The sequence below is a fragment of the Cedecea sp. AS113 genome, from assembly GCF_037152415.1.
Classification (GTDB): domain Bacteria; phylum Pseudomonadota; class Gammaproteobacteria; order Enterobacterales; family Enterobacteriaceae; genus Cedecea.
On sequence record NZ_JBBCMI010000001.1, the window covers coordinates 334,784 to 352,665 of the forward strand.

The window sequence follows — 17,882 nt, forward strand, 5'->3', positions numbered from 1 at the left end:
GGGTTAGGGTGAGGGTAAAATTACCCGTCGATCCCTTTGCTACGCAGGTAATCTTCGTAGCCGCCGGTGAAGTCAATCACGCGCTCTGGGGTAATTTCCAGCACGCGGGTTGCCAGCGAGCTAACAAACTCACGGTCGTGGGAAACGAAGATCAGCGTCCCCTGGTACATTTCCAGCGCCATGTTCAGCGACTCGATGGATTCCATATCCAGGTGGTTCGTTGGTTCATCCATGATCAGGATGTTTGGTTTTTCCATCATCAGCTTGCCGAACAGCATACGGCCCTTCTCGCCCCCGGAAAGGACTTTGGCCGGCTTCTTGATGTCGTCCTGGCTGAACAGTAGACGACCCAGGATGCTGCGCACCGCCTGTTCGTCGTCGCCTTCCTGCTTCCACTGGCTCATCCAGTCAAAGACGGTCAGATCGTTTTCGAACTCGTATTCATGATCCTGGGCGTAGTAGCCAATCTGAGCATTTTCAGACCACTTCACGCTGCCGTTTTCCGGGGTCAGCTCGCCGACCAGGGTTTTCAGCATGGTAGATTTACCCACGCCGTTGGCACCCAAAATGGCAATCTTCTCGCCCACTTCCAGCAGCAGGTTGAAGTTTTTAAACAGCGGGCCGTTCTCGAACCCTTTGGTCACGGCTTCAACTTCAAGGGCGTTACGGAACAGTTTCTTATCCTGCTCGAAGCGGATGAACGGGTTCTGACGGCTGGACGCCTTCACTTCATCCAGCTTGATTTTATCAATCTGACGGGCACGGGAGGTGGCCTGGCGAGATTTGGAGGCGTTGGCGCTAAAGCGGCTAACGAAGGATTGCAGGTCTGCAATCTGCGCTTTCTTCTTCGCGTTGTCCGCCAGCAGGCGCTCGCGAGCCTGAGTTGCCGCCGTCATGTACTCGTCGTAGTTGCCAGGGTAAACGCGCAGCTCGCCGTAGTCCAGGTCAGCCATATGGGTGCAGACCATATTCAGGAAGTGACGGTCGTGCGAGATAATGATCATGGTGCTGTCACGTTCGTTCAGCGTCTGCTCCAGCCAACGGATGGTGTCGATGTCCAGGTTGTTCGTTGGTTCGTCGAGCAGCAGGATGTCCGGGTTAGAGAACAGCGCCTGCGCCAGCAGCACGCGCAGCTTCCAGCCTGGAGCAACTTCGCTCATCGGGCCGTAGTGCTGCTCCAGCGGAATGCCCACGCCAAGCAGCAATTCACCGGCACGTGCTTCTGCGGTGTAGCCGTCCATCTCGCCGTATTTCACTTCGAGGTCGGCAACTTTGTAACCGTCTTCTTCGCTCATCTCAGGCAGGGCATAAATGCGGTCGCGTTCCTGCTTCACTTCCCACAGTTCGCCGTGGCCCATGATAACGGTGTCGAGTACGGTGAATTTTTCGAAGGCGAACTGATCCTGACGCAGCTTACCGATACGCTCGTTTGGGTCGAGAGAAACGTTGCCAAGCGTTGGCTCTAAGTCCCCGCCGAGGATTTTCATGAACGTGGATTTGCCGCTTCCGTTCGCGCCAATCAGGCCGTAACGGTTGCCGCCGCCAAATTTAACGGAGATATTTTCGAACAGCGGTTTGCTGCCAAACTGCATGGTAACGTTGCTGGATACAAGCACTGGTATGTCCTGGAGAAATAAGTTGTCGAGATTTTGGAATGTGATTTCGGCCACATTATGCCATAACTATGATAAAGGGTCGCCCCGCATCTTCACCGTACAATAGTTAATCAGTGTGAAAAAATTGTGATTTCATCCACATCTGATTTCCCAGATGAATGTAATGCACATATAATGCGCGGCTGAATCGTCCATGAACACTCACTAGCTGGCCCGTCTGGCATAACACTCGCATAACATGAATATGAAATTACGCTCGCTTTTACTGGCTTTTGTGGCTGTCGCGTCTTTCTCTGCTTCCGCCGTGACTTATCCGTTACCGACTAACGGTAGCCGCCTGGTTGGTGAAAACCAGGTTATCACTATTCCTGAAGGCAGCACCGCGCCGCTGGAAGAGTATGCCGCACAGTACCAGATGGGTCTGTCTAACATGCTGGAAGCTAACCCAGGCATTGACCCGTACCTGCCAAAAGCCGGCACCATTCTGAACATCCCTCAGCAGCTGATCCTGCCGGACACCGTGCATGAAGGGATTGTGATCAACAGTGCCGAAATGCGCCTCTACTATTACCCGAAAGGCACCAACACGGTGATCGTGCTGCCAATCGGTATCGGCCAGCTGGGGAAAGATACCCCGATCAACTGGACCACCAAGGTAGAGCGTAAGAAAAATGGCCCAACCTGGACCCCGACGGCGAAAATGCATGCGGAATACGCCGCAGCCGGTACGCCGCTGCCAGCCGTTGTTCCCGCTGGCCCGGACAACCCAATGGGCCTGTACGCGCTGTACATCGGTAACCTGTATGCGATTCACGGCACCAACGCCAACTTCGGTATCGGTCTGCGCGTAAGCCACGGCTGCGTGCGTCTGCGTAACGAAGACATCAAGTTCCTGTTCGACAACGTGCCGGTTGGCACCCGCGTTCAATTCATTGATGAGCCGGTAAAAGCCACCACCGAGCCAGACGGCAGCCGCTACATCGAAGTTCACAACCCGCTTTCCACCACTGAAGCGCAGTTCAACTCCGATGAAATCGTGCCGATTAAACTGACCAGCAGCGTTCAGCAGGTGACCGCTCAGTCCGACGTTGACACCACCGTTGTTGACCAGGCGATTCAGAACCGTTCCGGGATGCCGGTTCGTCTGAACTAAGTCCAGCAGTTTGCAAAATAGCGGCCTCCGGGCCGCTTTTTTATTGCCCGAAATCCGCCCGACAACCTTCACGCAGGGAATGTTTGTTATGCTGATAATTCATGATGTGATGGATAGCACAATTTTGAGTTTAATTGTATGATGAATGCGTTTCTTAAAGGGTAACCTCCATGCGCAACTCGTTCACGATAATCTGGCAGTATCTTCGCGCTTTTGTCTTAATTTACCTGTGTTTATACGCCGGTATTTTTGTCGCCTCTTTACTGCCTATCGTCATTCCCGGCAGCATTATCGGCATGCTGATTTTGTTTGTGCTGCTGTCGCTGCAGATCCTGCCGGCGAAGTGGGTAAAACCCAGCTGCCATTTGCTGATTCGCTATATGGCCCTTCTGTTCGTCCCTATTGGCGTGGGCGTGATGCAGTATTACGACGTGCTGAAAGCCCAGTTTGGCCCGGTGGTGGTATCCTGTTTGATCAGCACGCTGGTGGTGCTGGTTATCGTGAGCTGGAGCTCACATCTGGTACACGGTGAAAGAAAAGTGATTGGTGAAGGCGAGGCAGAGAAAAAATGATGCACTTTATATGGTGGTCTTTACCGTTAACGCTGGTGGTGTTTTTTGCCGCCCGCAAGCTGGCCGCCCGGTTGAAATCCCCGCTGCTGAACCCGCTGCTGGTTTGCATGGTGGTGATCATTCCTTTTTTGCTGCTGACCGGCATTCCTTACGACCACTATTTTAAAGGCAGCGAAGTGCTCAACGACCTGCTGCAGCCCGCCGTTGTAGCCCTGGCCTTCCCGCTCTATGAGCAAATACACCAGATTCGCGCCCGCTGGAAATCCATTATTACCATCTGCTTTATTGGCAGCATGGTGGCGATGTCCACCGGCACCTCTATTGCGTTATTGATGGGGGCGTCCCCGGAAATTGCCGCTTCGGTCTTGCCAAAATCCGTCACCACGCCAATTGCAATGGCGGTTGGCGGCGGCATTGGTGGTATCCCGGCTATCAGCGCCGTCTGCGTTATCTTCGTCGGTATTCTTGGCGCGGTGTTTGGCCACACGCTGCTGAACATGATGCGCATCAATACCAAAGCCTCACGCGGGCTGGCAATGGGTACCGCTTCCCACGCGCTCGGCACCGCTCGCTGTGCGGAACTGGACTTCCAGGAAGGGGCTTTTAGCTCGCTGGCGCTGGTGATTTGCGGGGTCATGACGTCGCTTATCGCTCCGTTTTTATTCCCGGTACTGCTGAAGCTTTTCGGCTAAAGCTTGCGAGAGATCGCGCACTTTCAGATTTGTTTTCATAAGTTGCATAAACAATTAGAACTAGATCACATATTTGGCCGGTACAGATCCGTAAACTACGTTTCCGTTACCTTTGATGAGGCTTTAACATGCGTTCACGTTTTGATGCCGCCGTTGTGCAACTCCCCGCCGCGCTGCAAACCGCTTTGCAATCCCTGCTTGCCGACGACCACTTCCCGGCTATGTTTACCGCAGCCGAAGTTGAAGCGCTAAAACATCAAACCGGGCTGGGTGACCAAGACCTGGCTTTCGCTCTGTTGCCGCTGGCCGCAGCCTGTGCCCGCGCAGACCTCTCTCATTTTAACGTCGGCGCCGTCGCGCGAGGCGTCAGCGGGAATCTCTATTTTGGTGGCAACATGGAGTTTCTGGGTGCCACCATGCAGCAAACCGTGCACGCCGAACAAAGCGCCATTACCCACGCGTGGATGCGCGGCGAAAAAGGCCTGGTTGATATCACCGTCAACTACACGCCCTGCGGTCACTGCCGTCAGTTTATGAATGAACTGAACAGCGGCACCGCGCTGGGTATTCATCTGCCTGGCCGCATGCCTTCCACTCTGGGTGAATATCTGCCGGATGCCTTTGGCCCGCGCGACCTGGACATCAAAACGCTGCTGCTGGATGAAGAAAACCACGGTTTTGCGCTGAAAGGGGATGCCCTGACCCAGGCGGCAATAACCGCGGCTAACCGCAGTCATGCGCCTTACAGTCAAGCCCCGGCAGGCGTTGCGCTGGAAATGGTCGACGGGAAAATCTTCACCGGATGCTATGCGGAAAACGCTGCGTTTAACCCTTCCCTTCCGCCGCTGCAGGCCGCGCTGAACCTGCTTTCTCTGAATGGTTACGACTACCCACAAATTAAGCGCGCCGTGCTGGCAGAAAAAATCGATGCGCCGCTGCTGCAGTGGGATGCCACCTCCGCCACGCTGAAAGCGCTGGGCTGTGAAGCCGTTGAGCGTGTTAATATTGTTCAATAATTCTCCGTTGCGGGTGTACCCACACTCGCATTGTTGAAATTTGCCCCAACTGAACCCGCGTTTCTTGCTCTTGAGGGCCGGGTAAAGTAGCCTTGGATGAAATTTCACCCCGCGAATGAGTCTGCAAGTCCATGTTGAAGCGCGTGTTTTACAGCCTGCTTATTGTTATCGGCTTAATGCTGGCGGCTGCGCTCGGGCTCGACCGCTGGATCAGCTGGAAAACCGCCCCCTACGTCTACGATGAACTGCAGGACTTGCCCTATCGCCAGGTGGGTGTGGTGCTCGGCACCGCCAAGTATTACCGCACCGGCGTCATCAATCAGTATTACCTGTACCGTATTCAGGGCGCGCTGAACGCCTACAACAGCGGCAAGGTGAACTACCTGCTGCTCAGCGGCGATAACGCGCAGCAAAGCTACAACGAGCCGATGACCATGCGCAAAGACCTGATCGCAGGCGGCGTTGATCCGGCGGATATCGTGCTGGATTACGCAGGCTTCCGCACGCTGGACTCGATTGTCCGCACCCGTAAAGTCTTTGATACCAACGATTTCATCATTATCACCCAGCGCTTCCACTGCGAGCGTGCGCTGTTTATCGCGCTGCATATGGGGATTCAGGCGCAGTGCTACGCGGTACCTTCCCCAAAAAACATGCTGACCGTGCGTACCCGCGAATTTGCCGCTCGCCTGGGGGCATTAGCGGATCTCTATCTCTTCAAGCGTGAGCCGCGTTTTCTCGGCCCGTTAGTGCCTATTCCGTCGCAGCAGGAAGTCCCGGAAGACGCGCAGGCCTATCCGGCCGTTACGCCGGAGCAACTGCTGGAAATCCAGAAAAAAGAGAAGAAGTGAGATAAACTATTGCGGTCATTTTGATAGCGCCTCTTCCGTCGTCGCCTTTCCTAATTCCTCAACTGCTGCATTCTTATTCCCTTGAATCCGACATCTGAGTTCGCCCTTATGCCTTTCACCCCATATTATTTTGGCGGAGCGCAATATCTCCATCTCAATAAGTGAGAAACTTTAATTCTCAACCTTTAACTCATAAACAAAATGAATTAAGACCAAAAACCTTTCTTTCGTAGGCCATTTAGGTGAATGTTGAATAATATGCATTCCCGCGGAGTGTATTACATGGAATTCACTTCCCCTACCTTAGTCCTCATAAAAATAGAGAAAATGAAATTTACAAACAGCTTATTTAGAACCGCAGGCAAAATACCTTTATTAAGATCGCATGACTGGCCCTTTGGAAAAATAGAGGTCGTGCTTGCCTATAACTTTAAAAAACGCCGACCTCATGAATATGCTTACCTGAAGTCAAAATATAAAGACATGCTTGAGCTGGTAGGTCGAGAGTCTGAGAGCGAAGAAAAAAAGTATATTTATAACAACTTCCACTATCTTCAGTCCGTGACGGAAAATGACCGCATAGATATTTTTGCTCACGCCAGTGAACATATGCTGGGTCACTACAGCCCCGAGGCGCTGGCGGATGATTTGAAAAAAATGTCTCTACGCCGCGTGGGCGTGATCAAATTTCAGGCTTGCTATATTGGAAAGGGTAACTGGCTGGAAAGAGCGCGAGATATCTTCATCAGTAAGGGAATCAGTTTTGCTTACATGGCAGCCCCCACCAACCGTATAGTATGGAATAATCCGTTCACTAAATATGTAAAAGGTGATCGAGAATTAGCCTATAAAGTGGTTAAAGGTAATATTAATAAACAGTTTCCTGGTACAAGATATACAGGATAAATTATTTACCTTCATTTGTGCCACCTGTGGGTAAGATGAACGGCAGTATCAGGGTGTTAAAGCCATTAACACTGAGATATCAGGGGCGCAGCTTATGCCAGAAAATCGAAGCCGCGCCCGGTCAAAATACGGTTACCGCAGAAATTACTTCTTACGCGCGTACTTCAGGGAGTCCAGCGCCACGGCGAAGATGATAATGCCGCCCTTGATGATGTACTGCCAGTAAGGGTTCACGCCGATATAGGTCAGGCCGTAGTTAATAACCGTAAAGATAATTACCCCTGTCACCACGCCCAGCACCGTCCCTACCCCGCCGCTGAACGACACGCCGCCCACCACGCACGCCGCAATCGCATCCAGCTCGTACATAAAGCCGAGGTTGTTGGTGGCCGAGCCGATACGGCCCGCTTCCAGCATCCCGCCAAAGGCATAGAACACGCCGGACAGGGCATAAATCATGATCAGGTTCAGCGCCACGTTAACGCCGGAGACTTTCGCCGCTTCCGGGTTGCCGCCGATAGCGAAGATGTTTTTCCCAAAGCGGGTTTTGTTCCACAGCACCCACACAAACAGCACCGCAAACAAGGCGTAGAACGTAATGTACGACAGGCGGAAGCTACCCAGCGCGATAAAGCCCTGCGTGAAGGTAGAGAAGTGGGAGTCAAACCCGGAAATCGGCGACGCGCCCACGAAGTCGTAATACAGGGAGTTGATCCCGTACACGATGATCATGGTGCCCAGGGTAGTGATAAACGGCGTCACGTTCAGGTAAGCGATAATGATCCCGTTCACCAGGCCAATCACCGCGCCCACGGCGCAGACAATCAACAGCACCAGCGGAATCGGCATGGTGTGCATGTCCGGGAACACCTTGTTGACGTTATCCATTGATTGCAAAAGCGTAGCCGCCACAACCGCCGCCAGCCCCACCTGGCGCCCTGCGGACAGGTCAGTCCCCTGGGTGACAATCAGCCCAGCCACACCGAGCGCGATGATAATACGCACCGAAGACTGGGTCAGAATGTTACTCAGGTTAAGCAGGCTTAAGAACGTCGGATCCTGGAAAATAATGATCGCCAGCAACACCAGCAGCACCACGTAGATGCCGCCCTCTTTTAGATAAGTTAGAAAACTCTTCTTATTTAACGCACTCATTTTTAATAGCCCCTAAATCATCACAGGTGCACAGACGCAAGACGTAAAATTTCGTTCTGCGTTGTTGTTTTGGTGTCTACAATTCCGGCCACGAGCCCGTTGCTCATCACCAGAATACGGTCTGTAATCCCTAACAATTCCGGCATCTCGGACGAAATGATAATGATCCCTTTCCCTTTTTTGGCAAGCTCAGCAATCAGCTGATAAATCTCAAACTTGGCGCCCACATCAATGCCGCGCGTCGGTTCATCCAGCATCAGGATTTCCGGCTGGGTCAGCAGCCAGCGGCCAATGATCACCTTCTGCTGGTTACCGCCGGACAGCGAGCCGATAGAAGTGCGGTGCCCCGGGGTTTTCACGCGCATGGAGTCGATAACCCACTGGGTATCGCTTTTCATGCGGGAGTTATCCAGCAGGCCGACCTTATTTTTGTAGTTACGAATATTGGAAATGAGTGAGTTAAAACCGATATCCAGGTAGGCGTAAATCCCGGTTGAGCGACGCTCTTCGGTCACCAGCGCAAAACCGTGATTAATCGCTTCGTTCGCGCTGCTGTTGTTGATTTTTTTTCCGTGAAGCTTGATGGTACCGCCAGATTTCTCGCGGATACCAAACAGCGTTTCTACAATGTCGGTACGCTTCGCGCCGACGAGGCCCGCAATGCCGAGGATTTCACCTTTATGCAGATCAAAGGAGATATCACGAATCGACGGCTGGCGCAGCGAGGTCAGGTTGCGGACTTCAAGGATCACTTCGCCCGGCACGTTGGATTTGTCCGGGAAGCGCTGGTTCAGGGAGCGGCCGACCATCATGGCGATGATTTTGTCCATATCCAGCCCTTCCAGCGGCTGGGTGGCAATCCACTGCCCGTCGCGCAAAATCGTAATTTCATCGCACAGCTGGAATATTTCTTCCATTTTATGGGAGATATAAACAATCCCGCAGCCGCGATCTTTTAATTTGCGAATAATTTTAAAGAGATGATTAACTTCTTTTTCCGTCAGCGAGGACGTTGGCTCATCCATAATAACGATTTTGGCGTTATAGGAAAAAGCCTTGGCGATTTCAATCATCTGCATTTGAGAAACGGACAGCGTACCGACGCGGGCTCGCGGGTCGATATCAATATCCAGCTCATCAAATATCTCTTTGGTGTCGCGGTACATTTTATCCTGATCGACAAACACGCCTTTGGTCGGGTAGCGCCCAAGCCACATGTTGTCCATCACGGTGCGCTGCAGAACCAGGTTAAGCTCCTGATGCACCATAGAAATACCGTTTTCCAGCGCCTCTTTCGTGCTGCTGAAATTCACCTCTTTTCCCTGGAAAAGGATACTGCCGGAATCTTTGCTGTAGATCCCAAAAAGGCATTTCAATAATGTCGATTTGCCCGCACCGTTTTCACCCATCAGGGCGTGAATAGAGTGTGGCCGTACTTTTAAATTAACATTATCCAGTGCCTTAACGCCGGGGAAGGATTTATTAATGCCGGTCATTTCCAGCAAAAATTCCGTCGGCGTAGCTGAGTTATTGTCGACCATAATTATACCTGTGTCGCTGAGTAACCTGCCTAAAGCCGGGCGCAGGTATCTGCGCCCGTGTACAACTAAAAAACGTTACCCTAAATAATTCGAGTTGCAGGCAGGCAACAAGCTCGATAATCCCCAGGCGCTTACATCAAGTAAGCAACTGGGGTGAGCGAGTGCAGTTCACGCCCCTGCGGCTCGAAGGATGACGGGTATTTATTTGCCGATGAACTGTGCGAGATTATCTTTATCCACGCCTACGTAAGGTACGCGTACGATTTTGTTCTCGATCTTCCAGTTGGTGCCTTCAGCGGCTGGCTTACCGTCGGCCAGGTTTTTCGCCAGGTCGAAGGTCGCTTTAGCCTGGTTGTTGGCATCGTTCAGCACGGTCCCGGCCATCGCACCGGATTTCACCAGTGCCAGCGCTTCCGGCAGGGCATCTACGCCAAACACTGGAATAGACGATTTGTTGTGGGCTTTCAGCGCTTCTACCGCACCCATTGCCATTGCGTCGTTGTTAGCAATAACCACTTCGATTTTGTTAGCGTTCGGGCCAGAGAGCCACGCGTCCATTTTGTCTTTAGCCTGAGCGGTATCCCACATCGCGGTATCCAGCTGCAGCTGCTGAGTTTTCAGGCCTTTGTCGTTCAGCTCTTTGATAACGTAGGTGGTACGTGCTTCGGCATCCGGGTGACCTGGTTCGCCTTTCAGCAGCACGAACTGGATCTGGCCGTCTTTGTTCAGGTCCCAGGCCGGGTTAGCCGCCCAGTGTTTAGCAATCAGGTCGCCCTGGATGATACCGGACTCTTTAGAGTCGGTGCCGACGTAGTAAGCTTTGTCGTAGCTATCCAACGCTTTGCGGGAAGGTTCTTTGTTGAAGAACACCACCGGCACGTTTTGCGCGCGCGCTTTTTCGATAACGGTGCCCGCGGCGGCCGGGTCAACCAGGTTGATGGCCAGCGCTTTCACGCCTTTTGCCAGCAGAACGTCAATCTGGTCGTTCTGTTTGGACTGGTCGTTCTGGGAGTCGTTCATCAGCAGCTGTACGTCAGGTGACGCTTTCGCATCTTTCTCGATAGCTTTACGAACCACTGACATGAAGTTGTCGTCATATTTATAAATCGTCACGCCAATACGGTCAGCGGCGTTCGCTGCGGCACCAAACAACATGCAGGACATCACGGCGGACAGAGTCAAAACCTTCTTATTCATGGTATCTCCGGTTTTTATTTTGCAGGGTAGTTCGCGTTCGAAACCAGGCAGGACAGTAATGTTATAAAAAAGTTACTGAATGCCGAAGTTATCCTAAAAAATGTGCACTTCCGTGTTCGGTAACAATCCAATACTGCGTTTTTATGAGCGTTAATGGCCTTATCACGACGCTAAAAATGAGCAGTCACCGTTACATCGTGTTTCAGCTGATAAAACGCTGACATAATAGTCAGCGCAATGTTAATTAACTGTGAATTTACTCACAGATTGAAACCGGTTACATCTAACTCTTTGACAGCGGAGTGATCGACGCCACATTTTGCTTTATCGCCACCGAATGACGACGGACTAAAGTCGGCATAAAACAGTGCGTTACATCACGATCCAGCTGGCCTGCTGCGCCCTGTAACGCCAGTTCGGTAGCTAAACGCGCCATCGAAACCACCGGATAGCGCACGGTTGTCAGCTGCGGGTCGGTGTAACGGGCAATGGGAATATCGTCGAAGCCGATGATAGATACATGCTGCGGCACGGCAATGCCGTTGTCTTTCAGCGCCGTTAGCGCGCCAGCGGCCATGCTGTCGTTATAGGAAAAGACCGCGCTAAGCTGCAGATTGCGCCCAAGCAGCTCAACCATCGCCGCTTCCCCGCCCTGCATATCCGGCGTGCCCATGCCGACCCAGCCCTCCGGCGGCACGATCCCCTGCTCCGCCAGCGCCTGCAGCCAGCCCTGATGCCGCTGGTCGTTATCCTCAATTTGATGGCTGGAGGCCAGGTACCCGATGCGCGAATGCCCCTGGTTCAGCAGCATCCGCGTAGCCATCACCGCGCCGCTGACGTTGTCCAGACAAACACAGCGGTGAGCGTAGCCGGGCACCAGGCGATTGATCAGCACCATGCCGGGAACCTGCTCCAGAAAAGTAGCCAGTTCCTCGTCGCTCAGCGCCTTGGCGTGCACAATCAGGGCGCTGCAGCGCTGGCGGATCAGCACTTCAATGGCATGACGCTCTTTGTCTTCCTGGTGGTAGCTGTTGCCGATCAGCAAATATTTATTGTGCTGCTGGGCAACCACATCCACGGCTTTGACCAGCGCCCCGAAGAAGGGATCGGAGACGTCCATCACCACCACGCCGATGGTGTCGCTCACTTGAGTAGCCAGCGCTTGCGCGTTGGCGTTTGGACGGTAGCCCAGCTCAGCAACCGCCTGCATGACGTTTTCGCGCGTTTCCGGGCTGACCAGCGCGCTGTTATTTAATACTCGGGATACTGTCGCTACTGAAACCCCGGCGATACGGGCAACGTCACGAATGGTAATCGGCGTTGGGGGAGTCGGTCTCATAGGTGCACCCTGTTTTAGGCAAGGTGGCTATTTTGCGGCGAGTGGGGGGCGGTTCGGCGTGAAGTCGATCACAGTGATGAAAGCGGTTACATACAATTCGTTAACCTTTGTGACGAATATCATTATCTCTGTGCTTTGTGTAAGGCGGTCCCTGAAGCACGGGCGGTTAGCTGCCGCCACAGCCATTCCACCGGTCCCTGGCGGAAATAGCGCAGCCATAACACCGACAGCAGAATGTTCGCCGCCCACACCGCAGGCACAAAAGCCAGCAGCGATAAACGGTCAAATTTCATATAGAAACCAAAGCGATAGAACAAGGTTGTGCAGAGAATGGTTTGCAGCAGGTAGTTGGTCAGCGCCATCCGACCGACGCAGGCAATCCAGCCCACCAGCCGGAAACGGGACAGCTGCGGCCAGAAGCCCCAGGCCAACGCAGCATAGCCAATCGCCTGAAAAGGAGCGCTCAGCTCACGTGGGGCCTGTAACAGCAACGCACACCAGCGGAAATCCCACTTCAGGTGCCACTGGGCTAAAATTGCCGGCAGGTTAATCGCCATGCCGATGACGATCAAAATGGCACCAGTTCGCCGGTAATGCTTCAGGCTAAACTCCCCTTTCAGCCAGCCGCTGCGCATCAGTGCCGCGCCAATCAGCATCATGCCCGCCAGTTGCCAGCCGTATTGCGCCCCCAGCGCCACCAGGTTCGAAGAGAGCAAATCGGCGCGGTTGCTGATAGCTTCCACGCCGCCACCGAGCTTCCACCACTGCTCATATTGCAGGTTGGCCGCATCCGGCACCCAGGAGCGATTAATGCCGTCACCTGAAATGACGCCCAGCAGCAACAGGACGCCAATACCGATGAGGTACAGCACGACGCCGGTATTAAACAGCTGCTTTTGCCCCGTCGCGTCACGAATCAGCCGCCAGCACACCAGCCCGGTCAGGCCGTATGCCAGCAGAATGTCGCCATCCCACAGCAGCAGCGCATGCATAAACCCCAGCAGCACTAACAGCGTCAGCCGCGACTGGATCCAGCGTGAGCCGCGAGCCAGCAGCATTTGCAGGCCAGCCCCAAAGAGCAGCGCAAAAAGCGTGAGGAATTTAACTTCGGCAAACAGGTCCATCACCGCCCAGGTCCAGGCGTCGCGGGAGGTTATCTCGCCATACCAGGCCGGGTTGAGATAAGCCGCCTTCGGCAGGCCAAAGGCGACAATATTGAGCAGCAGAATGCCCAGAATGGCGGTACCGCGGACGAAGTCCAGGGTGACATTTCTCTCCACGGATACCTGCCTGGGGGGGATTAATTGTGGCGTACTGCGCGCAGGAACTCCTGACGCGTATTCTGGCTCGACTTAAACAAGCCGCCGAGCGAGGTGGTGGTGGTCGCGCTGGTGGCGTCTTTTACCCCACGCGCTTTCACGCAGTAATGCACCGCATCAATGGACACCGCCACGTTGTTGGTGCCCAGCAGCGTTTGCAGCGCAATCAGGATCTGCTGGGTCAGGCGTTCCTGAACCTGCGGGCGCTGAGCAAAGAACTGCACGATGCGGTTAATTTTAGACAAGCCGATGACGGTATCTTTCGGGATATACGCCACGGTGGCTTTCCCGTCGATGGTCACGAAGTGGTGCTCGCAGGTGCTGGTCAGGGTGATATCACGCACGGTGACCATTTCATCCACCTTCATTTTGTTTTCAATGACGGTGATTTTCGGGAAATTGGCGTAGTCCAGGCCGGAGAAAATCTCATCGACATACATTTTGGCGATGCGATGCGGAGTTTCCATCAGGCTGTCGTCACTCAAATCGAGATTAAGCAGCTGCATGATTTCCGTCATATGGGCGGCAATCTGGCTTTTACGGGTTTCATTATCCAGTTCACGCAACGGCGGACGCAGCGGCGTTTCCAGACCGCGCGCAACCAGCGCCTCATGAACCAGGGCGGCTTCTTTCGAGAGTGATGACATGCTGTTTTCTCCTGCAGGTGTGGCTGACCTCTGCCCTTCATGGGGCAAAGTGTCCGCTTATTGTGCGGCAGCACGTGCTTAGAATCCAGTAGTGCCGGGCATAATTATTGAAATCGAAAATACCGTTCATTGCCTGAGCGGGCGAGAACAATACCGTTGCGGCCATAATGCGGGATGGCTAGACTCAGGTGAAGTGAAAGTTGTTCATAAGTCTTGAAAATAGATAAGGATCCTCTGGATGGAATTACTGGAAGAGCACCGATGTTTCGAAGGCTGGCAGCAGCGCTGGCGCCACGCGTCCACCCTACTTAACTGCCCAATGACGTTCAGTATTTTTCTGCCACCGCCGGCAAGCGCCTCCCCGCCGCCAGTGGTTTACTGGCTTTCCGGGCTAACCTGCAACGACGAAAACTTCACGACCAAAGCGGGCGCGCAGCGCGTAGCGGCCGAGCTTGGTATTGTTCTGGTGATGCCGGACACCAGCCCCCGTGGCGAAGAAGTCCCTAACGACGCAGGCTATGACCTGGGCCAGGGCGCGGGCTTTTACCTCAACGCGACTCAGCAGCCGTGGGCCACGCACTTCCGCATGTACGATTATCTGCGTGACGAACTGCCGCAGCTGATTGCAGAGAACTTTAGCGTCAGCGAAAAAGCGTCGATCTTTGGCCATTCCATGGGTGGACACGGCGCATTGATCATGGCGCTGAAAAACCCCGGACGCTTCCGGTCTGTATCGGCTTTTGCACCGATTGTTAACCCAACCCGCGTGCCGTGGGGGCAAAAAGCCTTTAGAGCCTATTTGGGTGAAGATGAATCCTTGTGGCAAAAGTGGGACAGCTGCTGCCTGCTGGGTAAAGCCTCGCCGTCGGCACAGCTGCCAATGCTTATCGATCAAGGGGATGACGATCAGTTCCTCGCCGACCAGCTAAGGCCGGAAGAGTTTGAGAAAGTTGCGCAGGAGAAAGGCTGGCCGCTGACGCTGCGCATACAGCCGGGCTGCGACCACAGCTACTACTTCATCGCGACGTTTGTAGAGGATCATCTTCGTTTTCATGCGGAGTATTTGCGGGGATAGGGCGTTGCCTGTCACCTGGCCGCTGTCTCTTAGTCACAAAGTCGCGCTATAAAGGAGCGGCTATAGTTCCGTTCACTTCCAGTCCTGCTTTATCTGTAGCGCCATCACCAGTGAACGTCTTAGGGGAGTCACCGTCACTCCCCTAAGAACCCGGACTCCCGGCCAAATAAATCGACCGCTGAAGCGGCAAACCTCCGTTTTATCTCCCAGTCCTGGGTCGGCTGAGATGCGTTCCCGACGCTCTCAGCCTCCGGCCGTTCCCGACGGCCGGACCCTGGCCAGTCGGAGAGAAAACGGAGGCGATTTAAGCCGGAACCGTGCCTCGCTTTAAACCCGCAGCCACTCTGAACGTTTGGATAGCTGTAAGTCTCACAGCCACGCCCTTGTTCCCGGCTCTCAGCGCCCCCGGCTATGACCCAACTCAGGCGGGGTTGAGCTGCCGGGAACAGCGAAAGAGAGCGATCGTCGGGAACGAATCGCGAACGACCCCGAATGTTTGGGTGATAGCCGGTGGGTTTACCGCTTCAGCGGCGATGAACTCGCCGGGTACCGGGGGTTGTCAGGGGGCATGGCGTAATGCCCCCTGACACGTTCACCGTACTCTGAGCGTAGAGGGAAAACAAATCTACAGGTGAACGGAACAACGACAGGGCAAAAGATCTCTCCCTGAAGATTTAGAAAGAAAAATATAGTCGCCGCCCTGGACAGCGAAATTTAAAGAAACATTGCCGCCGTTCCAGGGACGGGTATCCACAACTTAGAAACTATAATCCAGCGCCATAAAGTAGCGGCGACCGTCTTCGTTATAGCTGTAGATATCACGATTCAGATCTTTGTCGCCGAGGTTCAGAACCCCTGCCCGCACCTTCACGTTCTTGGTCGCTTTCCAGGCTCCGCCGGTGTTCCACACGATGTAGCCGCCGGGCGTTTTATCCGTTGCAGAAACCGCACGCTGCTTGCCGGTGTAGTTCGCCGACACATAGAACGACCAGTCCTCCAGCGGCGCCCAGTCAACGGTGCCGTTGGCGGTGTGGAACGACTGCTGCTGCAGCGGCTTATTGCCGCCGTTGCTCAGGTCACGCCCGTCGTTATAGGTGTAGTTCAGCGACAGCTTCCACTGGTCGTTAAACGGTATTTTTAGCTCGGTTTCTACGCCGCGGATGCGAGCTTTGTTCACGTTGTAATAGCGGAAGATTGGGTTACCGCTCTTATCAAAGCCCACAAAGTTTGAGTAAGACGGTGCCACGCTACGGTTCGCGGTACGCTGAATATCAATCATATCCTCAACGTTGTTCTGGAAAGCGGTCACGCTACCGCTCACGCCGTCCAGAATGCCTTCGTCCCCGGCGTAATACAGCCCCAGCTCAAAGCTTTCGCTGGTTTCCGGCTTCAGATCAGGGCTGCCGACAATCTGGCAGGCACCACGGCAGGATTTACTGGTCCAGTCCGGGCTAAGCTGCAGCAGAGACGGCGCTTTGAAGGCCGTAGCCCAGCCGCCTTTGACGGTGACGGTATCCGTCGCGTTATAAACGAGATAGGCCCGCGGGCTCCAGTGGTCACCGTAGGTTTCATGGTCATCCATACGAATGCCGGTGGTCAGCGCCAGCGGCTCAAAGATGCGCCATTCGTCTTCAATAAACAGGGCGTACTGGCTGGCCGAGGTTTGCGAGCTATTACCGCCGGTAATATTCACCGGATCGCTCAGCTTGTCATGCCGCCACTCCCCGCCGAAGGTCAGGAACTGGTTGATGTCGCTGAGCGGCAGCACCAGTTTGCCGTCCAGGCTGTTGTTGCGTGAAGTAATCGCCCCGCTGTTGCCTGGATTCAGGTTATCGATTTTGTCGCCATAGAAACGCAGTTCGGTATTGCCGAAGCCCCAGCGGCCGTTATGCCCGAGGGAGTAATCCTGACGTTCGATGCGATTCTTATCGAGCGAGTCAGATTCCCTGTCCTGGCGGTCAAAGCCGTAGCCCACGGTGACATCCTGATTTTCAGCCGGCGTCCAGGCAAACTCGGTGCTGGCATTGCGGGAAGTGAAGCCTTCAATCTGCGGCGTCAGGCCGCTGGCGTTGGTCGTTGACGCCTGTTGGCCGTCCTTCTGGCGCTTGCCCAGGCTGCCATAGACTTTTACGCCCAGCACGTCGTCAATCAGCGGGCCGCTGGTGAAAAAGTTGCCGTTATAGGTGTCGCCGCGATCGCGGTGTTCTTGCACCGTGGAATCTACGGTGAAGGTGCCGTGCCAGGCTTTACCAACTTTACGGGTGATGATGTTCACCACGCCGCCGAGGGCGTCGGAACCATACAGGGAGGACATCGGCCCGCGCACCACTTCGATGCGCTCGATGGCATCCGCCGGGATCCAGTTCAGATCGAAGTCGTTATGGCGGAATACCGCATTACGGGAGTTGACTCGTTTACCGTCCACCAGAATCAGGGTGTAGCTGCTGTCCAGGCCTCGCAGACTGACGCCCCGGCGGTTATCCCCTTCGTTGGTCAGCTGGACGCCAGGCACGTTCTGCAGCACATCCTTCAGATTGTTAACCGGTTTTTTTTGCAGTTCGTCCCGGGTGATGACGCTGATACTGGCGGGCGCATCTTTGAGGTTTTGCTCGGTGGCAGACGCGGTGACAACGAGGGTTTCTTCACGATCGTCGGCGATGACGGGAAAAGCCAGACCAAGTAAAGACGCACAAAGTCCTCCCCGGACAATGGGATTCAACCTTAACATTTCTTTCTCTCCATGAGGTGAATTACAAACGAAACAACCGTTTAGCGCTCACATTGCACTATGCGCCAGCGGCTA

General features: G+C 54.1%; 15 protein-coding genes. 7 read left to right on the top strand and 8 right to left on the bottom strand.

Annotation, left to right across the window (positions count from 1 at the left end; translation table 11 throughout):
* Positions 1 to 20 precede the first annotated feature (20 nt).
* Positions 21 to 1,616, bottom strand: a complete 1,596-nt coding sequence (locus WFN87_RS01615) for an ABC-F family ATPase (protein ID WP_008455235.1) — start codon at positions 1,614 to 1,616, stop codon at positions 21 to 23.
* Between the two features lie 238 nt (positions 1,617 to 1,854).
* On the opposite strand from WFN87_RS01615, the gene ldtB reads away from it, so the two are divergent.
* From ldtB to WFN87_RS01645, 6 genes are all read left to right on the top strand, one after another.
* Positions 1,855 to 2,769 (top strand): L,D-transpeptidase, encoded by a 915-nt coding sequence (gene ldtB / locus WFN87_RS01620; protein WP_008455237.1) that lies wholly within the window; start codon positions 1,855 to 1,857, stop codon positions 2,767 to 2,769.
* Positions 2,770 to 2,939: 170 nt separating this feature from the next.
* Positions 2,940 to 3,341: a CidA/LrgA family protein gene (locus tag WFN87_RS01625; protein ID WP_039295384.1), complete on the top strand. Its 402-nt coding sequence runs from the start codon at positions 2,940 to 2,942 to the stop codon at positions 3,339 to 3,341.
* On the top strand, positions 3,338 to 4,033 hold the full coding sequence (locus tag WFN87_RS01630) for a CidB/LrgB family autolysis modulator (protein WP_008455241.1): 696 nt from the start codon (positions 3,338 to 3,340) through the stop codon (positions 4,031 to 4,033). The genes WFN87_RS01625 and WFN87_RS01630 overlap by 4 nt, the downstream gene beginning before the upstream one ends.
* A gap of 128 nt (positions 4,034 to 4,161) precedes the next feature.
* Positions 4,162 to 5,049, top strand: coding sequence for a cytidine deaminase (gene cdd / locus WFN87_RS01635; RefSeq protein ID WP_336981643.1), 888 nt, complete (start codon positions 4,162 to 4,164; stop codon positions 5,047 to 5,049).
* A 131-nt stretch (positions 5,050 to 5,180) separates the two neighbouring features.
* Entirely contained in the window at positions 5,181 to 5,900 is a 720-nt protein-coding gene (sanA, locus tag WFN87_RS01640) for an outer membrane permeability protein SanA (protein ID WP_008455244.1), read from the top strand.
* Positions 5,901 to 6,182: 282 nt separating this feature from the next.
* Complete coding sequence (locus WFN87_RS01645; RefSeq protein ID WP_034807793.1) at positions 6,183 to 6,806, top strand: hypothetical protein; 624 nt, start codon at positions 6,183 to 6,185, stop codon at positions 6,804 to 6,806.
* Positions 6,807 to 6,950: 144 nt separating this feature from the next.
* Here the strand turns inward: WFN87_RS01645 and mglC are convergent, their stop codons facing one another.
* From mglC to folE, 6 genes are all read right to left on the bottom strand, one after another.
* A complete protein-coding gene (gene mglC, locus WFN87_RS01650) occupies positions 6,951 to 7,961 on the bottom strand; it encodes a galactose/methyl galactoside ABC transporter permease MglC (RefSeq protein WP_039295392.1) in 1,011 nt (336 codons plus the stop codon).
* Positions 7,962 to 7,981: 20 nt separating this feature from the next.
* Positions 7,982 to 9,502, bottom strand: a complete 1,521-nt coding sequence (mglA, locus tag WFN87_RS01655; protein WP_039295397.1) for a galactose/methyl galactoside ABC transporter ATP-binding protein MglA — start codon at positions 9,500 to 9,502, stop codon at positions 7,982 to 7,984.
* A gap of 201 nt (positions 9,503 to 9,703) precedes the next feature.
* Positions 9,704 to 10,699: a galactose/glucose ABC transporter substrate-binding protein MglB gene (gene mglB / locus WFN87_RS01660; RefSeq protein ID WP_008455250.1), complete on the bottom strand. Its 996-nt coding sequence runs from the start codon at positions 10,697 to 10,699 to the stop codon at positions 9,704 to 9,706.
* Between the two features lie 283 nt (positions 10,700 to 10,982).
* The gene (gene galS, locus WFN87_RS01665; protein WP_008455251.1) at positions 10,983 to 12,038 is read right to left on the bottom strand and encodes an HTH-type transcriptional regulator GalS; all 1,056 of its coding nucleotides are present in this window, start codon (positions 12,036 to 12,038) and stop codon (positions 10,983 to 10,985) included.
* A 122-nt stretch (positions 12,039 to 12,160) separates the two neighbouring features.
* Positions 12,161 to 13,318 (bottom strand): DUF418 domain-containing protein YeiB, encoded by a 1,158-nt coding sequence (yeiB, locus tag WFN87_RS01670; protein ID WP_166991072.1) that lies wholly within the window; start codon positions 13,316 to 13,318, stop codon positions 12,161 to 12,163.
* A 20-nt stretch (positions 13,319 to 13,338) separates the two neighbouring features.
* Positions 13,339 to 14,004 (bottom strand): GTP cyclohydrolase I FolE, encoded by a 666-nt coding sequence (gene folE, locus WFN87_RS01675; RefSeq protein WP_008455254.1) that lies wholly within the window; start codon positions 14,002 to 14,004, stop codon positions 13,339 to 13,341.
* A 238-nt stretch (positions 14,005 to 14,242) separates the two neighbouring features.
* Between folE and fghA the strand changes: the two genes are divergently transcribed.
* The gene (gene fghA / locus WFN87_RS01680; protein ID WP_336981647.1) at positions 14,243 to 15,079 is read left to right on the top strand and encodes an S-formylglutathione hydrolase; all 837 of its coding nucleotides are present in this window, start codon (positions 14,243 to 14,245) and stop codon (positions 15,077 to 15,079) included.
* Between the two features lie 757 nt (positions 15,080 to 15,836).
* Here the strand turns inward: fghA and cirA are convergent.
* A complete protein-coding gene (gene cirA, locus WFN87_RS01685; protein WP_336981649.1) occupies positions 15,837 to 17,807 on the bottom strand; it encodes a catecholate siderophore receptor CirA in 1,971 nt (656 codons plus the stop codon).
* Positions 17,808 to 17,882 lie beyond the last annotated feature (75 nt).